The sequence below is a fragment of the Virgibacillus profundi genome, from assembly GCF_002287375.1.
GTDB lineage: Bacteria > Bacillota > Bacilli > Bacillales > Amphibacillaceae > Virgibacillus_K > Virgibacillus_K profundi.
On record NZ_NPOA01000004.1, the window covers coordinates 241091 to 258642 of the forward strand.

Annotated in this window: 15 protein-coding genes; 14 read left to right on the forward strand and 1 reads right to left on the reverse strand. The window is 35.1% G+C overall.

The window, feature by feature from the left end; genetic code table 11:
• Positions 1-2: 2 nt before the first annotated feature.
• Positions 3-1109, reverse strand: a complete 1107-nt coding sequence (gene ytvI / locus CIL05_RS07990) for a sporulation integral membrane protein YtvI (RefSeq protein ID WP_095655002.1) — start codon at positions 1107-1109, stop codon at positions 3-5.
• Positions 1110-1375: 266 nt separating this feature from the next.
• Here ytvI and citZ point away from each other — a divergent pair, with 266 nt between their 5' ends.
• The 14 genes from citZ (at position 1376) to dnaI (ending at position 17477) form a co-directional block, all read left to right on the forward strand.
• Complete coding sequence (gene citZ / locus CIL05_RS07995; RefSeq protein ID WP_095655003.1) at positions 1376-2494, forward strand: citrate synthase; 1119 nt, start codon at positions 1376-1378, stop codon at positions 2492-2494.
• A 96-nt stretch (positions 2495-2590) separates the two neighbouring features.
• A complete protein-coding gene (gene icd, locus CIL05_RS08000; protein ID WP_095655004.1) occupies positions 2591-3862 on the forward strand; it encodes an NADP-dependent isocitrate dehydrogenase in 1272 nt (423 codons plus the stop codon).
• Positions 3863-4026: 164 nt separating this feature from the next.
• A complete protein-coding gene (mdh, locus tag CIL05_RS08005) occupies positions 4027-4965 on the forward strand; it encodes a malate dehydrogenase (protein ID WP_095655005.1) in 939 nt (312 codons plus the stop codon).
• 274 nt (positions 4966-5239) lie between these two features.
• The gene (locus CIL05_RS08010) at positions 5240-5716 is read left to right on the forward strand and encodes a MaoC/PaaZ C-terminal domain-containing protein (protein ID WP_095655006.1); all 477 of its coding nucleotides are present in this window, start codon (positions 5240-5242) and stop codon (positions 5714-5716) included.
• Between the two features lie 643 nt (positions 5717-6359).
• The gene (locus CIL05_RS08015) at positions 6360-7055 is read left to right on the forward strand and encodes a response regulator transcription factor (RefSeq protein WP_095655007.1); all 696 of its coding nucleotides are present in this window, start codon (positions 6360-6362) and stop codon (positions 7053-7055) included.
• Positions 7052-8428 (forward strand): two-component system histidine kinase PnpS, encoded by a 1377-nt coding sequence (pnpS, locus tag CIL05_RS08020; RefSeq protein WP_095655008.1) that lies wholly within the window; start codon positions 7052-7054, stop codon positions 8426-8428. Before CIL05_RS08015 ends, pnpS begins: the two co-directional genes overlap by 4 nt.
• A gap of 114 nt (positions 8429-8542) precedes the next feature.
• Complete coding sequence (gene polA / locus CIL05_RS08025) at positions 8543-11182, forward strand: DNA polymerase I (protein ID WP_095655009.1); 2640 nt, start codon at positions 8543-8545, stop codon at positions 11180-11182.
• Positions 11183-11196: 14 nt separating this feature from the next.
• Entirely contained in the window at positions 11197-12024 is an 828-nt protein-coding gene (gene mutM, locus CIL05_RS08030) for a DNA-formamidopyrimidine glycosylase (protein ID WP_095655010.1), read from the forward strand.
• A 14-nt stretch (positions 12025-12038) separates the two neighbouring features.
• Complete coding sequence (gene coaE, locus CIL05_RS08035) at positions 12039-12638, forward strand: dephospho-CoA kinase (RefSeq protein WP_095655011.1); 600 nt, start codon at positions 12039-12041, stop codon at positions 12636-12638.
• Between the two features lie 413 nt (positions 12639-13051).
• Complete coding sequence (locus tag CIL05_RS08040) at positions 13052-14083, forward strand: glyceraldehyde-3-phosphate dehydrogenase (protein ID WP_095655012.1); 1032 nt, start codon at positions 13052-13054, stop codon at positions 14081-14083.
• A gap of 170 nt (positions 14084-14253) precedes the next feature.
• Positions 14254-14652: a cytosolic protein gene (locus CIL05_RS08045; protein WP_095655013.1), complete on the forward strand. Its 399-nt coding sequence runs from the start codon at positions 14254-14256 to the stop codon at positions 14650-14652.
• A 25-nt stretch (positions 14653-14677) separates the two neighbouring features.
• Positions 14678-15145: a transcriptional regulator NrdR gene (gene nrdR / locus CIL05_RS08050; protein ID WP_095655014.1), complete on the forward strand. Its 468-nt coding sequence runs from the start codon at positions 14678-14680 to the stop codon at positions 15143-15145.
• Between the two features lie 50 nt (positions 15146-15195).
• Positions 15196-16521: a replication initiation and membrane attachment family protein gene (locus tag CIL05_RS08055; protein WP_095655015.1), complete on the forward strand. Its 1326-nt coding sequence runs from the start codon at positions 15196-15198 to the stop codon at positions 16519-16521.
• A gap of 26 nt (positions 16522-16547) precedes the next feature.
• Complete coding sequence (gene dnaI, locus CIL05_RS08060; RefSeq protein ID WP_095655016.1) at positions 16548-17477, forward strand: primosomal protein DnaI; 930 nt, start codon at positions 16548-16550, stop codon at positions 17475-17477.
• Positions 17478-17552: the final 75 nt, after the last annotated feature.

The window sequence follows — 17552 nt, forward strand, 5'->3', positions numbered from 1 at the left end:
AATTATCCCTTTATAAATGACCAGAGCTGTTTTATTAAACCTGCCTGGTAAAAAGCATTAATAATTACAAGTAGGAAAGGAGCGAGGAAGAGCCCGACTATTCCCCACAATTGTATTCCTAAAAATAAGGCAATTAATGCAGCGAGTGGATTTAAACCAATACTGGAAGAAAGAATTTTAGGCTCAAGCAGTTGACGTACAACTACAATAAGCATATACAGGATTGCTAAACTGATTGTCATGGAATAATTTGCTGTAATAAATAGATAGATAATCCATGGAATAAAAATAATACCTGTTCCAATAAGTGGTAGTATGTCCACAGCGGAAGCCATGAGCGCAATGGTAAACGCATGATCAACCTGGAGAAATAATAAACCTAAAAAAATAATGCCTGCAGTTATGGAAATAAGTATTGCTTGTGCTTTTATAAAACCTGTCAGCGCTTTTTTTAATTGGAAAAACACATGATTTATTGATTTACCGGCAGAAACAGGGATGATTTTTTTCAATGTTTGATTTAATGAATACCAATCATTTGTGATGAAAAAAGTTGCAAGTATAATAAACATGAACACTGTAACTGAATTTGGCAGTGCAGATAGGATTGCTGGTATGATTAAAATTAAATCCTGCAGTAAGGCAGCACCTGAGGAAGCTATGTTGCTGGTAAATTGCTCAATGTTATCACTGATTGATGATTGCTGTGAAGGATCCAGTGAATGAAAAAAGGCAACTATTTTATGATAGAACGGTAAAATAGTTGCATGGAAAATTTCTTCCACTGCCGAAATAAATCGATGAAAATGAATTGGTATAACCTCAGCTAGGTAGGCCGTTCCCTGAATAAGCTCCTGTATTATAAATATAATCACCCCGGCAATAGTGCTGAAAATAAAAACTAAAATAGTTATTGTTGCAATTGGTCTGGGAAATTTAAGCTTGTTTTCAAAAAAACTGACTGCAGGGTTAATAAAATATGATAGGGTTACAGCAATCAAAATAGGAAATAGATAAATCATTGAATATTTGGCGAAAAAATAGATAAACAAAATAGTGACAATCACAAATAACAATCTAATCAGTTGATAAAATAATGGCTTGTACATAAAAAGACCCCATTTTAAATAATACTTGTATTAATTTACATATGATGAAAGAATAGGAATTAGACTGGTTGTAATTATTTTTAAAAAAATAAAATAGTCATTTTGAAAGAAAAAGAATCCCCCATAATTTAATTGATGAAATTAAGCGGTTTCAATTCACTTTATATGAATTTTACTTTATAATTGAATGTGGGGATGACAATGTTACATAAAAACTATTGTCTAAAAAGTAATTAATTATCATAGATAAAAGGAGAGGGTTTGTTATGACATCAACAACGAAAGGACTCGAAGGGGTTGTAGCAACTCAATCGTCAATTAGTTCCATTATTGATGACCAACTTACATATGTTGGTTATAAGATTGATGATTTGGCAGAGAATTCAAGTTTTGAGGAAGTAGTTTATTTGTTATGGAATCTAAAGCTACCAAACAAATCGGAGTTAGATGCTTTTAAAGCGGAGCTTGCTTCCAATATGGAGTTACCGCAAGCTATAATTGATCATTTACGTTCATATGATTTATCAACTGTACATCCAATGGCGGCTTTACGCACGGCAGTATCTCTCCTAGGGTTATACGATGAGGAAGCAGATAAAATGGAAAAGGCTGCGAATAAGAGTAAAGCAATTCGCCTGCAGGCAAAAATTTCATCAATAGTTACAGCTTTTGCCAGAATCCGTCAGGGAAAAGACCCGGTTCAACCAAAAAAGGATTTTAGCTATGCTGAAAACTTTTTATATATGTTAAATGGAGAAGAACCTAAACCAATTGAAGTTGAAGCTATTAATAAAGCATTGGTTCTACATGCAGACCATGAATTGAATGCATCTACTTTTACTGCCAGAGTTTGTGTGGCAACATTGTCGGATATTTATTCTGGTGTAACAGCAGCTATCGGTGCGTTAAAAGGACCACTTCATGGTGGTGCTAACGAGCGCGTTATGAAAATGCTTACGGAAATTGGTGAAGAAGAGAATGCAATTCCTTACATAAAGGAAAAACTGGAAAACAAAGAAAAAATTATGGGAATGGGGCACCGTGTGTATCGTAGTGGAGATCCACGTGCAAAATTCTTAAAAGAAATGTCCAGACAATTAACCGAACTTACCGGACAGGCAAAATGGTATAATATGTCTGTGAAGATTGAAGATTATATTAAAGAACATAAAGGGCTACCTGCGAATGTGGACTTCTATTCTGCTTCTGTGTACCACAGTCTGGGAATTGACCATGATTTATTTACCCCTATTTTTGCAGTAAGCCGTGTGTCCGGATGGTTGGCACATATTCTGGAACAGTATGATAATAATCGTCTGATTCGTCCACGTGCAGAATATATTGGACCGAAATCACCGGAATATGTTTCGATTGAAAAACGCTAAATCATAACATAGCTATAAACTACAGCAATTATCATGATTGATAAGCAGGAATGTGTTAAAATAATGATGTATAAAGTTTACTAGGAGGTCTTTTTTATGGCTCAGGGAGAAAAAATCGTTGTAGAAAATGGGAAAATGAATGTACCTAACAATCCAATCATTCCTTTTATTGAAGGTGATGGAACAGGTCCTGATATTTGGTCAGCCGCACGAAATGTAATTGAAGCTGCCGTTGAAAAAGCATATGATGGTTCAAAGAAAATTGAATGGACAGAAGTATATGCTGGACAAAAGGCATTTGATAAAACTGGCGAATGGCTACCACAAGAGACACTTGATATGATTAATGAATATAAAATTGCAATCAAGGGTCCTTTAACAACACCGATTGGCGGAGGAATCCGTTCATTAAACGTTGCACTTCGTCAAGAACTTGATTTATACACATGTCTTCGTCCTGTACGTTATTTTGAAGGTGTACCATCTCCGGTTAAACGTCCTGAAGATGTAGATATGGCAATTTTCCGTGAAAACACAGAGGACATCTATGCTGGGATCGAATGGCAGAAAGGTTCCGCTGAAGTTAAAAAAGTTGTTGATTTTCTAACAAATGAAATGAATGTAAGTAATATTCGTTTCCCGGAAACATCAGGAATTGGCGTTAAGCCGGTATCTGAGGAAGGAACGAAACGTTTAGTACGTTCAAGCATTGATTATGCGCTGAGTGAAGGACGTAAAAGTGTTACTTTAGTACATAAAGGTAACATCATGAAATTTACAGAAGGTGCATTTAAAGCATGGGGATATGAAGTAGCTGAAGAAGAATATGGCGATAAAGTATTCACATGGGCAGAATATGACCGCATTGTAGAAAAAGACGGGAAAGATGCAGCGAATAAAGCACAAGACGATGCAATAGCTGCAGGGAAAATACTTATCAAAGATTCAATTGCCGATATTTTCCTACAGCAAATCCTAACTCGTCCAAAAGAATTCGATGTTGTTGCAACAATGAACCTAAATGGTGACTATATCTCTGATGCTTTGGCAGCACAAGTTGGAGGAATCGGAATAGCTCCTGGAGCAAACATTAACTATGATACCGGCCATGCGATTTTTGAAGCTACACATGGTACAGCGCCTAAATATGCAGGTATGGATAAAGTTAACCCTTCATCTGTAATTCTATCTGCAGTATTGATGCTTGAGCATCTTGAGTGGAGAGAAGCAGCTGATCTGATTACACAAGCAATGGATAAAACAATTGCATCTAAAGTTGTAACCTATGATTTTGCCCGCTTGATGGATGGAGCAAAAGAAGTTAAGTGTTCCGAATTCGGTAATGAACTTATTAAAAACATGAACTAAATCAGTATCTAATAATAACAATTGCATAACTTAATATTACGTCTTATGGGCCCGCCTGTTTAAGTGGGAGTGATGTCCATCTAGTCGTCAAATGAAGCTGTTTTTGGTATATTATCCTTTAACAGCTTCATTTTATATAGAACGAACAATAGGAGGATTATCAAATGGCTATAAGAAGAAATAGAATTTCTGTGATTGGTTCAGGGTTTACTGGTGCAACTACTGCATTAATGCTTGCTCAAAAAGAACTTGGTGATATTGTACTGGTAGACATTCCAAATATGGAAGACCCTACAAAGGGAAAAGCTTTGGATATGGCTGAAGCTGCACCGGTTCAGGGATTTGATGCGAATATTAAAGGTACTGCAAACTATGAAGATACTAAAGACTCTGATTTAGTAATTATCACTGCAGGTATTGCGCGTAAACCAGGCATGAGCCGTGATGACTTAGTAAACACAAATGCCAAAATCATGAAAACAGTAGCAAAGGATATTGTAAAATATTCACCTGAAACTACAATTATTGTATTGTCCAACCCAGTTGACGCTATGACATATACAGCATTTAAAGAATCAGGTTTGCCAAAAGAACGTGTAATCGGACAATCAGGCGTACTTGATACTGCACGTTTTTGTACATTCGTAGCTGAGGAACTGAATCTATCCGTAAAAGATATTACAGGTTTTGTTTTAGGTGGACATGGGGATGATATGGTACCATTAATTCGTTATTCCTATGCAGGTGGCATTCCACTTGAAAAATTAATATCAAAAGACCGCTTGGATGCCATTGTTGAGCGAACACGTAAAGGTGGCGGTGAAATTGTCGGTCTTCTGGGTAATGGAAGTGCATATTATGCGCCTGCTGCATCATTAACAGCTATGGCAGAAGCTATTCTTAAAGACCAGCGTCGTGTACTGCCATCCATCGCATACCTGGAAGGTGAATATGGATATTCTGACATTTATCTTGGCGTGCCAACTGTTATTGGTGGAAAAGGTATCGAAGAAATAATTGAGTTGGATTTAACAAAAGAAGAAAAAGCTGCATTGGATAAATCAGCAGATTCTGTTAAAAAGGTCCTTGATATATTAGAATAATATTCTTTTTAAAAGGCTTCTTATTACATAGATTTGTATGTCGTAAGAAGCCTTTTTTACACTGATAGGAAAATATAACTTTTTTAGGAAATCAGTATAAGTGCATAAGTAATACTTCGAAGCATTATCATCGCAGACGAAAAGTATTTTTCGTTGAACTAAAGCTTTCGCCATTAAGGCTTGGCGATAAGCCAAGTTTTCTAAGAATTTAATTAGCAGTTACTATTATTATTTGATATAATAGTAAACGCTTACATAAATAGGGGGTGTATTCTTGATCGATAAAAAAAGAAAACTGGGAAACTTGATTAATGATTTACAGGTAGGTGATTCCTATACTGCAGTAAAAATTATTGAAGACAGAGACTTATTGTTATATTTGGGCCTAACGAATGATGCGAACCCATTGTACATACAACATGACTATGCATCTCAAACACCTTATAAGCAACCAATTGTACCATCTGTAATGGTATTTGGAATGGTTTCACAGGTTATTTCAATGCATTTGCCAGGCCCTGGAAGTCACATCACCCAGCATGAGATGTCGTTTCCAAAACCCGTTTTTCATAATACAGAAGTAAAACTTACAATTGAGATTATTGCTATTGACGAAAAAAACCATCGAGTAGCATTATCGGCTATAGGCTATGATACGGAAGGTGAAGTAATTGTTAATGGTAAATTATATGTTTGTCCGGCATATAAACCCAACTCACTAACCGCAAGTTCATTGGAAAACTTTTTCTAAATTATAAACTGCTGATACTATTCTCCGCTAAAGGAGAGTAGTATTTTTATATGACTGCATTCTAAAAGATTGGAGTTACAGTTAGTCGTCCCACAAAAAAATGCTGTTTTGTCAAAATAGATATAAACTGCGATGTAACTTTTAATGATAATATGTGCTAAATCTACCGCTACGGAAACACATTTCGCTTTCCGCGGGCGGCTGGTGAGCCTCCTCGTGCTACGCACTCCGGGGTCTCACCTATGCCTTTCCTCCCGCAGGAGTCTTCAATGTGTTTCCTTCGCTGGAATTGTGCTTTAAAGTTTTTTTAAAATTTCTTGATTAATTTAAACAAATACTTGCACATTTATGCGGTTGTTTGGAGCGGAGGACCGTTGACTCCTGCGGGAAAAGCACGTGTCTGAAGACCCCGCAGAGTGGTTTTCTCGAGGAGACTGAAGCCGTGCCCGCGGAAAGCAACGGTCCGCAGCGGAAAATAACCAAGCGCATATGTCGCACTTTAGATCCAATACGACTATAATCCTTACAAAAAGAGCCTTCTATATTGTAAAATTTAATTTACAAACATCGTATTACATTCACATTGTCTACTTTTCATTGTAAGATAGAAGGCAGTACTGTTAAATGAAATGGGGCTTTTATAATGAATGAAAAAATTCTTATTGTTGATGATGAAGTATCCATAGTTACATTATTAAATTTTAATATGGAGAAAGCAGGATTCAGTACAGATGTAGCATATGATGGATTGGAAGCTATAAAAAAAGCGGAGAATAATAGCTATGATTTAATTATTCTTGATTTAATGCTTCCAGAAATGGATGGAATGGAAGTTTGTAAGCATTTAAGAAATAATAAAATAGATACACCAATCCTGATGTTAACAGCAAAAGACGAAGAATTTGATAAAGTACTTGGCTTGGAACTGGGTGCAGATGATTATTTAACAAAGCCATTTAGTCCAAAAGAGGTTATTGCTCGTGTGAAAGCTATTTTAAGAAGAACAAATAAAGTATCAAAAACACAGTATAGTTTCATACAAATAGGTGACTTATTTATTTATCCGGAACGTTATGAGGCTGAGGCTAATGGAGAGGTTATTACCTTTACCAGAAAGGAATTTGAACTCTTACATTACCTGGCAAATAATAAAGGTAAAGTTATCTCAAGGGATCAATTATTAAGTGGCGTGTGGGATTATGATTTCGTTGGGGATACACGGATTGTAGATGTTCATGTAAGTCATCTCAGAGAAAAAATCGAACCAAATCCTAAAAAGACAACATATATTAAAACAATAAGAGGGCTCGGATATAAGATGGAGGACTTGCCATCATGAAGCCTTTATTTACAAGGCCATTATTTGCATACGTAATTGGTGTATTAGCAGTTATTATACTATCCGGAACTGTTTTAAGTCTTGTAATGGACAATTATATTGTACTTATTTCGGTATTATTAGCTGAATTTATTATTCTTTTATTATTTTTATTGCATGTATATGAAAGACATATAAAGCCAATTAAAAAAGCGACAAACACAGTTGAAGAAATAGTGAAGGGGAATTTCAGGGCAAGGATTCATCATACTTCAACCAGCCATGTTGGTGAGTTAATTCAAAAAATTAATAAATTGGCACGCAATCTAAATGAACTTTCGATTCAGGAGCAAATGCATTCAGAACAATTGACAACAGTGATAGATAATACAGAAGGCGGTTTGGTGCTGATTGATTCCAAGGGCTATATACATCTTGTCAACCGTAAGTTTATTTCTATGTTTGGAAACACAATGAAAGACTATAAGGGTTATCTCTATTATGAGGTATTGGATAATAAAATAATTCATGAGACAGTGCAAAAAACCTTCTTATATGAAAAAAGTGTAAAAGAAACCTTTACAAATCATAATGGGAATGAAAAGCAGTACCTGGAAATAGTTGGTGCACCAATTTTTAATGAACGAAACATGTTAAAAGGTGCAGTACTTGTTTTATATGACATCACAGAATTAAAAAAATTGGAGTTGATGCGAAAGGATTTTGTTGCAAATGTTTCGCATGAACTAAAGACGCCTATTACTTCGATTAAAGGATTTGCTGAAACACTATTGGAAAATGACATGAATGATGTAAAAGTAAACAATGAGTTTTTAGAAATAATATATAATGAAAGTAATCGACTGCAATTGATCATTGAGGATTTGTTAACACTGTCCAGATTGGAAAGAGAAGATTTCCCCCTTGTATTAAATAAGATAAACATAAATGTCTTAGTAGATGAAGTTATGCCGGTTATTAAGCAAAAAGCAATGCAAAAGAATCTGAAAATATCCCTATCTTTGGATGAGGATATTACGTTCATGGCTGATAAGGAAAAGGTTAAACAAATCCTAATTAACCTTCTGGACAATGCTGTTAACTACACTTCGGAGAATGGTGAAATATCATTACACATTACTTCTAATGACAAATTTGTACATATAAAAGTGTCAGATACAGGGATTGGTATTGATGAAAAAGCACTTTCGCGTTTATTTGAACGTTTTTACCGGGTTGATCAAGCGAGAAGCAGAAATACAGGCGGAACAGGATTAGGATTAGCAATTGTTAAACATATCGTAGAAGTACATGAAGGGACGATTGAGATTGACAGTGAAATAAATAAAGGAACGGCTATCCACATATATTTGCCAAAAAATATTTCAAATTAAGAACATCCTCTCTTGGAGTGGATGTTTTTTTTATTTACTCCATTATTTTTTCAATTCCTTCCGTACAGTGATAAAATATGATTAGTGATTAATATTTTTGGAGGAGGCGGACCGTTGTCAAAAAAACTCGTTTTAATTGATGGTAACAGTATTATTTATCGTGCCTTTTTTGCTTTGCCACTTTTAAATAATGATAAAGGTGTATATACAAATGCAGTGTTTGGATTTACAACAATGCTCATGAGAATATTGGAAGAAGAACAACCAACCCATATGCTTGTTGCTTTTGATGCAGGTAAAACTACATTTCGCCATGAAACCTATAAAGAATATAAAGGAGGACGACAAAAAACGCCACCCGAACTATCGGAACAATTTCCTTTGTTAAAGGAATTGCTTGATGCATTTGATATCCAGCATTATCAATTAGAGCGATATGAAGCAGATGATATTATCGGAACACTTTCGACTGAAGGAGAAAAGAATAATTGGGATGTAACAGTAATATCAGGTGATAAGGATTTATTGCAACTTGTTTCAGATCGTGTAACAGTGAATTTAACCAAAAAAGGGATAAGTGAAGTAGAAAAATACACACCGGAATATATGATAGAAAAAATGGAGGTTTCTCCTGATCAAATAATAGATTTGAAGGCATTAATGGGGGATAACTCCGACAATATTCCAGGAGTTCCAGGGATAGGACAAAAGACTGCTACTAAATTATTGAAACAATATGAGACGCTGGACGAAGTGTATAATCATATTGACGCTATTAGTGGGAAAAAAATGAAAGAGAATTTAACTAAGTACAAAGATGAAGCATTTATGAGTAAAGAGCTTGTTACGATTAAATGTGATTCACCGATTAAGGTGTCTGTTGATGAACTATCGTATGAAGGATATGAGCAATCTAAAGTGAGTAGTGTTTTTAAAGATCTTGGATTTCAATCATTACTTAATAAGCTGGATGGACAAACAACAGATGAAGAAAATGAAAATAATGAATTAAAGGAAATAGAACTGTCTATTTTAGATGAAATTAGCGAAGAAATTTTCACAGGAAATGAAGCTTTAGTCGTTGAAATGCTCAGTGAAAATTATCATACAGCAGCTATTGAAGGTTTCGGCATTGTTAATGAAAATAATGCATATTTCATTCCAGCAGATGTTGCTCTAAACTCAAAAGTTTTCAAGAGTTGGGCGGAGGACCAGAGTAAAACAAAGTATGTATTCGATGCCAAAAAGACGTTAGTAGCAATGTTAAGACATCAAATTCATATGAAAGGAATTACGTTTGATATGCTTCTAACCTCATATCTGCTCAATCCCGCAGAGAATAATCACGATATTCCTGCAATTGGAAATCGAATGGGGAAAAAGGATGTACTTTTTGATGAGGAAGTTTACGGGAAAGGTGCAAAAATAAAAGTACCGGAACAACCTGTCCTGGCAGAGCATGTTGCTAGGAAAACGAAAACCTTATTTGTGCTAAAAGATAAAATGGAAGAACAGCTAAAAGAAAATGAACAATACGAGCTATGCAAAGAATTAGAAATGCCACTTGCGCTTATTTTAGGTGAAATGGAGAGTTTAGGTGTTCGGTTGAATGTTGAACGTATTGAAGAAATGGGAAAAGATCTTAGAGAACGATTAAATAATCTTGAAAAAGAAATTCATGATTTAGCCGACGAAACATTTAATTTAAATTCACCAAAACAACTTGGTCCCATTTTGTTCGAAAAACTGAAATTACCTGTTATTAAAAAGACAAAGACGGGATATTCAACTGCTGCAGATGTATTGGAACAATTGGAAAATGAACATGAAATAATACCAAAAATTCTTTTATATAGACAATTAGGTAAACTGCAATCTACTTATATTGAAGGATTACTAAAGGTAGTTAATAATGATACAAATAAAATTCATACACGTTATAACCAGGCATTAACGCAAACCGGAAGATTAAGCTCTGTTGATCCCAACCTGCAAAATATACCGATACGCCTGGAAGAAGGAAGAAAAATAAGACAAGCATTTGTCCCAGTGAAAAAGGATTGGATCATGTTTGCAGCCGACTATTCACAAATTGAGTTGCGAGTATTGGCACATATTGCCAAGGATGAAAAACTGGTTGAGTCCTTTAAAAATAATCTTGATATTCATACACAAACAGCCATGGATGTATTTCATGTTGATAAAGAAGAAGTCACATCCAATATGCGTCGTCAGGCAAAAGCTGTAAACTTTGGAATTGTCTATGGTATTAGTGATTACGGCCTTTCACAAAACCTGGGAATTACGCGTAAAGAGGCTAAAAAGTTCATTGACCGTTATTTTGAAAGCTACCCTGGAGTTAAAAGTTATATGGAAGAAATTGTACAGGAAGCAAAGCATAAAGGTTATGTCAGTACGTTAATGAAGCGCAGAAGATATTTACCGGAAATTACGAGCAGAAATTTTAATTTTCGAAGCTTTGCCGAGAGAACTGCGATGAATACCCCTATACAGGGTAGTGCTGCAGATATCATTAAAAAGGCTATGATTGATCTGCACGAAAAACTAATTGAAGAAAAACTGCAAGCAAGAATGCTACTGCAGGTACATGACGAATTAATCATTGAAGCGCCAAAAGAAGAAGTTGAACAATTAAAAGAAATAGTACCGGCAATGATGGAGAAAACGGTGGATTTAATCGTTCCATTAAAGGTAGATTATGCATTCGGAGACAGCTGGTTTGATGCAAAATAAGGAGAATTGGTTACATGCCGGAATTACCAGAAGTAGAGACAATAAAAAACACGTTAAAACAATTTATTATAAATAAAACAATTAAAGAGGTAGAAGTCCATTGGCCAAATATTATTAAAGAACCAGATGATGTAGAACATTTTAAAACACTGCTTAAGGGTCAAACGATTCAATTCTTGAGCCGAAGAGGGAAATTTCTTTTGTTTCATTTAGATGATTATGTACTTATATCCCATTTACGAATGGAAGGGAAGTACAGTGTTCATAAAATGAGTGAACCGGTAAAAAAACATACCCATGTCATATTTAGATTTACGAATGGGGAAGAGCTGCGTTACAATGATGTACGCAAATTTGGAACCATGCATGTTTATAATAAGGGAGAAGAATTACTAAATAAACCTTTAAATAAATTAGGTCCCGATCCTTTTGATGAAGCATTTACCTTTGACTATTTTTATAGGAAGCTAAAGAAAACAGATCGTGTGATTAAATCAGCCCTTTTAGATCAAACGATTGTAACAGGACTTGGCAATATCTATGTTGATGAAACATTGTATAAAGCAAGTGTGCATCCATTAAAACGGTCAAGTAAACTTACAAAAAAAGAAGTAACAGCTATACAGGAGCAAACAATCGCCACACTGAGTGAAGCTGTTAAGCAAGGCGGAACTACAATCCGATCCTATGTAAACAGTCAGGGCGATATGGGAATGTTTCAACAGGAGTTATTTGTTTATGGACAGGAAAATAAAGCATGTAAAAAATGTGGAAATCCAATTGTTAAATTGAAAATAGGCGGTCGTGGTACACATATATGTAATACATGTCAAAAAAGCTAAGAGGTGGAAGCCAAGTGACACTGGTTATTGGGTTAACCGGAAGCATTGCTAGTGGTAAAAGCACTGTTTCCCTTATGTTCGATGATTTTAAAATACCAGTAGTTGATGCAGATAAGATATCAAGAGAAGTTGTTAACCCGGGTGAACAGGCATATGAGAGTATAATCAATACATTTGGCAGGGAGATACTACTGGAAGATAATACACTTGATCGTAAAAAGTTAGGTGCCATTATTTTTGCAGATGATAATAAACGTAAATTGTTAAATGAAATCGTCCACCCTGCGGTTAGAGAAAATATGCTGAAGCAGCGTGACGCGTATGTGAATGCCGAAGCAAACTGTGTAGTTCTTGATATTCCATTACTATTTGAGAGTAAATTATCCCATTTTGTTGATAAAATAGTTGTTGTCTATGTGGATGAAGAAGTACAGTTAGATCGTTTAATGAAACGTGACGGTTATAGTGAAGAAGAGGCAAAGCAACGGATAAAATCACAGATATCCGTTAAGGAAAAAGCCCAATTGGCAGATGCCGTCATAGATAATAATGGAACCAAAAATGAGTCCTATGAACAGTTGAAAGCATTATTAAAGGAATGGAATGCAATTTAATAGTAATGAAAAATGGTCTGGAAAAAAATCCAGGCCATTTTGCGTACTTGCAGTTTTGTTCCTGAAATTCATTTTTCTCGTATTGGATGTAGAATGCGAAGTAACTTTTAATGATAATATGTGCTAAATCTACCGCTACGGAAACACACTTCGCTTTCCGCGGGCGGCTGAAGCCGTGCCCGCGGAAAGTGACTGCCCGGAGCGGAAATCAACTTCGCAGTTACTTCGCAGTATATATATTTTGTGACAAAAACAACAAATCCTTTCGGTGGACAAAGCAGTGCACAGTCCCAATCCTATAGAAACCAACCTTCTGGAATAAAAACTAAAAATGAAACACATTTCTTTTTAAATGTGTTATACTAATTAATATAAAAAACAATTTGAGTATAACGTATATAGGAGGATTATGAATGAATAAGACCCGACTTGCTATTAATGGATTTGGCCGTATTGGACGAATGGTATTTCGCCAGGCGGTTACTGATCACAAATTAGAGGTTGTTGCAATTAATGCAAGCTATCCTCCAGAAACGCTTGCACATCTAATTAAGTATGATAGTGTCCATGGAATCTTTGAAGGTGAAGTGAATGCGCTATCAGATGGACTTGAAATTAATGGTAAAAAAATCAATCTGGTCAACTCACGTGAACCGGAGAAACTTCCATGGAAAAGCTATGGTATCGATGTTGTTATCGAAGCAACAGGTAAATTTAAAACAAAGGAAACTGCCGGACTGCACATTAAGGCAGGGGCGAAAAAAGTAGTTATTACAGCACCGGGAAAACAGGTGGATAAAACGATCGTGATGGGAGTGAATGAAAATTTATATCACCCTGACAAGGATGATGTTATTTCAAATGCTTCCTGTACAACGAATTGTTTAGCCCCTGTTGTCAAAGTATTGGACGATAACTTTAATATAATAAATGGTTTAATGACGACTGTACATGCTTTTACAAATGACCAACAAAATCTGGATAATCCACATAAGGACCTGCGCAGAGCAAGGGGATGCACCCAGTCCATTATCCCTACCTCAACCGGTGCAGCGAAGGCTTTAGGTGAGGTTTTACCACATTTAAATGGGAAATTACATGGTATGTCACTGAGGGTACCTACACCAAATGTTTCTTTGGTGGATTTAGTAGTCGATGTGAAGAAATCAGTTTCTATTGAAGAAGTTAATCAAGCTTTTAAAAAAGCAGCAGCGGATCAGATGAAGGGTATTATAAAGTATAGTGAGGAACCACTTGTATCTGTCGATTATACGACTACAGAATACTCAGCAATTATTGATGGCTTATCAACCATTGTGATGGAAAATAATAAAATTAAAGTAATCGCCTGGTATGATAATGAGTGGGGTTACTCAAAACGTGTGTTGGATTTAACAAAATATGCAGGAAGTTTTCTGCATCAGCAGCATGCAAAAATTTCATAAATTAACAAGAGCACTTATTTACCGGTTACTGATCGGAAATAGGTGCTTTTAATTTTAGAATCTTCTACTGGCTTGCAACTCTTTATTTTTTCATAGAGGATTTACTCGAAACATGTTAAAATATAAATATTATACATAAATAAAGAAAATACAGTACGGGGTGGAGAAAAATGTCGTTGCGTAATACTATATCAAAATATTTTAATAATCATTCAGAATCCAAAGAAGAACATTGGGATCCATCACTCCAAACACATTATTATAAAACAACAAAAGATAAAGGGATGCAGATGCTCGAGAATTTTTTTAAAAGTTCTCAAGCGTACGACATAAATTCCATTTCAAAAGAACATGGGGAAATTAGTGTAAATGTTAAAAAAGGAAAGAAGGCATTTATTGTTGCCACTGTAATTATGGTCAGACCATATCAAACTGCCATTGACTTCTCCGTAACAACTGAATCTGTACTTCCATTTGATTTTGGCTACAGTTTTAAATTAATTCAAAAGTTATATACACAAATTAATAAAGAGTTGCAATTGATAGAAAAAACGAAAACACATCGATAGAAACGATGAATGGGGTTGAACTAAGGTGAGATGTTCAAATTGCCACAATAAAAGTACTAAGGTTCTGGATTCACGTCCGATTGAAGAAGGAAGGTCTATTCGCAGAAGAAGAGAATGTGAACAGTGCGGATTTCGATTTACTACATTTGAGCGAATTGAAGAAGTTCCTTTAATAGTTGTGAAAAAAGATGGAGCAAGACAGGAATTTAGCAGGGAAAAACTGATTCGCGGATTAATCAAAGCTTGTGAAAAACGTCCGGTTCCGCTTGAGAAAATTGAAGCAATTGCTTTTGATGTGGAAAAAGAACTTCGTAATATGGGATCATCGGAAATAGACAGCAATGAAATTGGTGAATTAGTAATGGAGCGATTATCCAAGGTAGATGAAGTTGCTTACGTTCGATTTGCATCTGTGTATCGCCAGTTTAAAGATATTACTGTATTTCTTGATGAGCTCAAGGATTTAATCAAAACAGATAAAAAGAATTCCTAAAAGATTTATATTAAAATAAGTATGTACAGGTTATGAGAGGGTTAGATGAAATGAAATATATTGGAAAAATTTTGCCTATTGAGGGATATTATGTTTTATTAAAAGAATATTTGCCAATAGATTATGCAAAATCTTTAACCCATTTATACCAGCCTTTGCTTGGTATTCAGGCAGTTGTGTTATATCAGACACTCTTGCATGAGATGGAGCTGCAGCAAGACCAAACACCGCAAACCCATCATACATTAATGAATTATTTAAATGTACCATTAGATGAAATCTATCAGGCAAGATTAAAGCTTGAAGGTATCGGTTTACTTAAAACATATGAAAAAAAATCAGCCAGTAATAACTTTTATATTTATGAGCTGCAAAGCCCCTTTGCACCAAAGGATTTTTTCAAGGACGCTATGCTGACACAGCTTTTATATCATCATTTGGGTGATGATAAGTTTTTAGCATTAAAAAAACATTATAATAAAGAGTTAGTTGAGCAATATGGTAAAGAGATAACTGTATCTTTTAGTGATGTGTTTCAAACATTCAGTCCATCCGTAGATAATATCGAACCTGTTCTTGTTCCAGAGGCTGATATACAAAATAAAAACAGGATTGACTTTTCTTGGATAGAGCAGATGCTGAAGCAACGTATGATTCCAGTGCAAAGGGTCCTGACCAACGATAATCGCAAATTGATATCACAAATGATGGTTTTATATGATTTAGCTTCCTATGAAATTGAGAAGTCAATACTATGGGCACTGAGAGAAGATAATATACTGGATATAAATGAATTTAAGACAGCATGTCATGATTTATTTAAATCAAAGCATAGTGAATCAACTATAAATTTATCTAATAAAACAAGAATGCCTAAAAAAGAATTTATACCAACAACAAAAGAAGAACAACTGATTTATGAATTGGAAACAATTTCACCAAAGCAATTATTAGAGGATTTATCAAGTGGTAATCAAGCCTCCGCACAGGATATGAAAGTAATACAGCAAGTGATGACAACTCAAGGATTACCATCACCGGTTATGAATGTCCTGATCCACTATGTCTTACTGCAATCCAATATGAAGCTTTCCAAAGCTTATTTAGAGAAAATAGCAAGTCATTGGTCCAGAACAAATTTAAAAACTGCCAAAGAAGCGATGGTATTTGCCAAAAAGGAAAAAGAAAGGTATCAAAAAGGGGCAACCACCAAACCCAATTATCGAAATACGGGTACGAAAGAAATTGTTCCTGACTGGTTTAAAGAACGGAAGCAAAAACAACAAAAACCAGTAGAAAAACCAATTAAAAGAGATGCTGCAAAAGAACAGGAAGAAATTGCTGCTTTGTTACGTCAGTATTCAAGCAAAAAATAAAAAAATATAAGATGGAGGTGATTTGAATGGAACCAGTTCAATCCACTTTGAAAAAATGGATGCGGGAAAATGATAATTTCCAGGAAAATTATAAAAAAATAAAAAGTGATGTATTGAATGATCCCGAAATCAAAGAGTTTTTATCACTGCATCCAAGCATAACTAAAAAGGAAATTGAGAAAAACCTAATTAAATTATATGAATATAAATCACAGTCCAAGCAGTGTGATAGATGTACTTCACTAGGTGGCTGTAAAAATATGCTGCAAGGTTACTCACCTATTTTGCATGTAGAAAACAATGAGATTCATCTCTCTTATGAGAAATGTCATACAAGGATTGCAGATGAAAAACAAAAACAGCAGGAAAAGTTAATTAGAAGCCTGTATATGCCAAAAGAGATATTGGATGCAACAATTGACGATCTCATACATGATGATACAGAACGAAACGATGCCATCCGTGAGTTAATCCAATTTATAGGAAATGCAGAAAAGGGCATTCCGAGAAAAGGAATATATTTTTACGGACCTTTTGGAGTTGGGAAAACTTATTTTCTAGGGGCACTTGCCAATAAATTAAAAGAATTTAATATATCATCAACATTAATCTATATGCCGGAGTTTGTAAGGGAAATAAAATCATCATTTAAAGATGATTCTATTAATGAAAAAATAGACTATTTCAAGAAAGCAGATGTATTAATGCTTGATGATATCGGTGCAGAATCGCTATCTGCCTGGTTCCGTGATGAAATTTTAGGATCCATCCTTCAGTATCGGATGATGGAAAGATTACCCGTCTTCTTTACATCCAATTATGACCTGAAACAGTTGGAAGGCCAGCTGGCAACTACACGTACAGGAGTGGAAAACGTTAAAGCAGGCAGGATAATTGAACGAATTAAACAGGTTAGTAGCGATGTTCCAATCTATGGAGAAAATCGAAGACAATAATAGATAGAATTGAAGCTATCATGTAAAGTACAACTACTTTCATGGTAGCTTTTTTATCTAACTAACTAGTTTCAC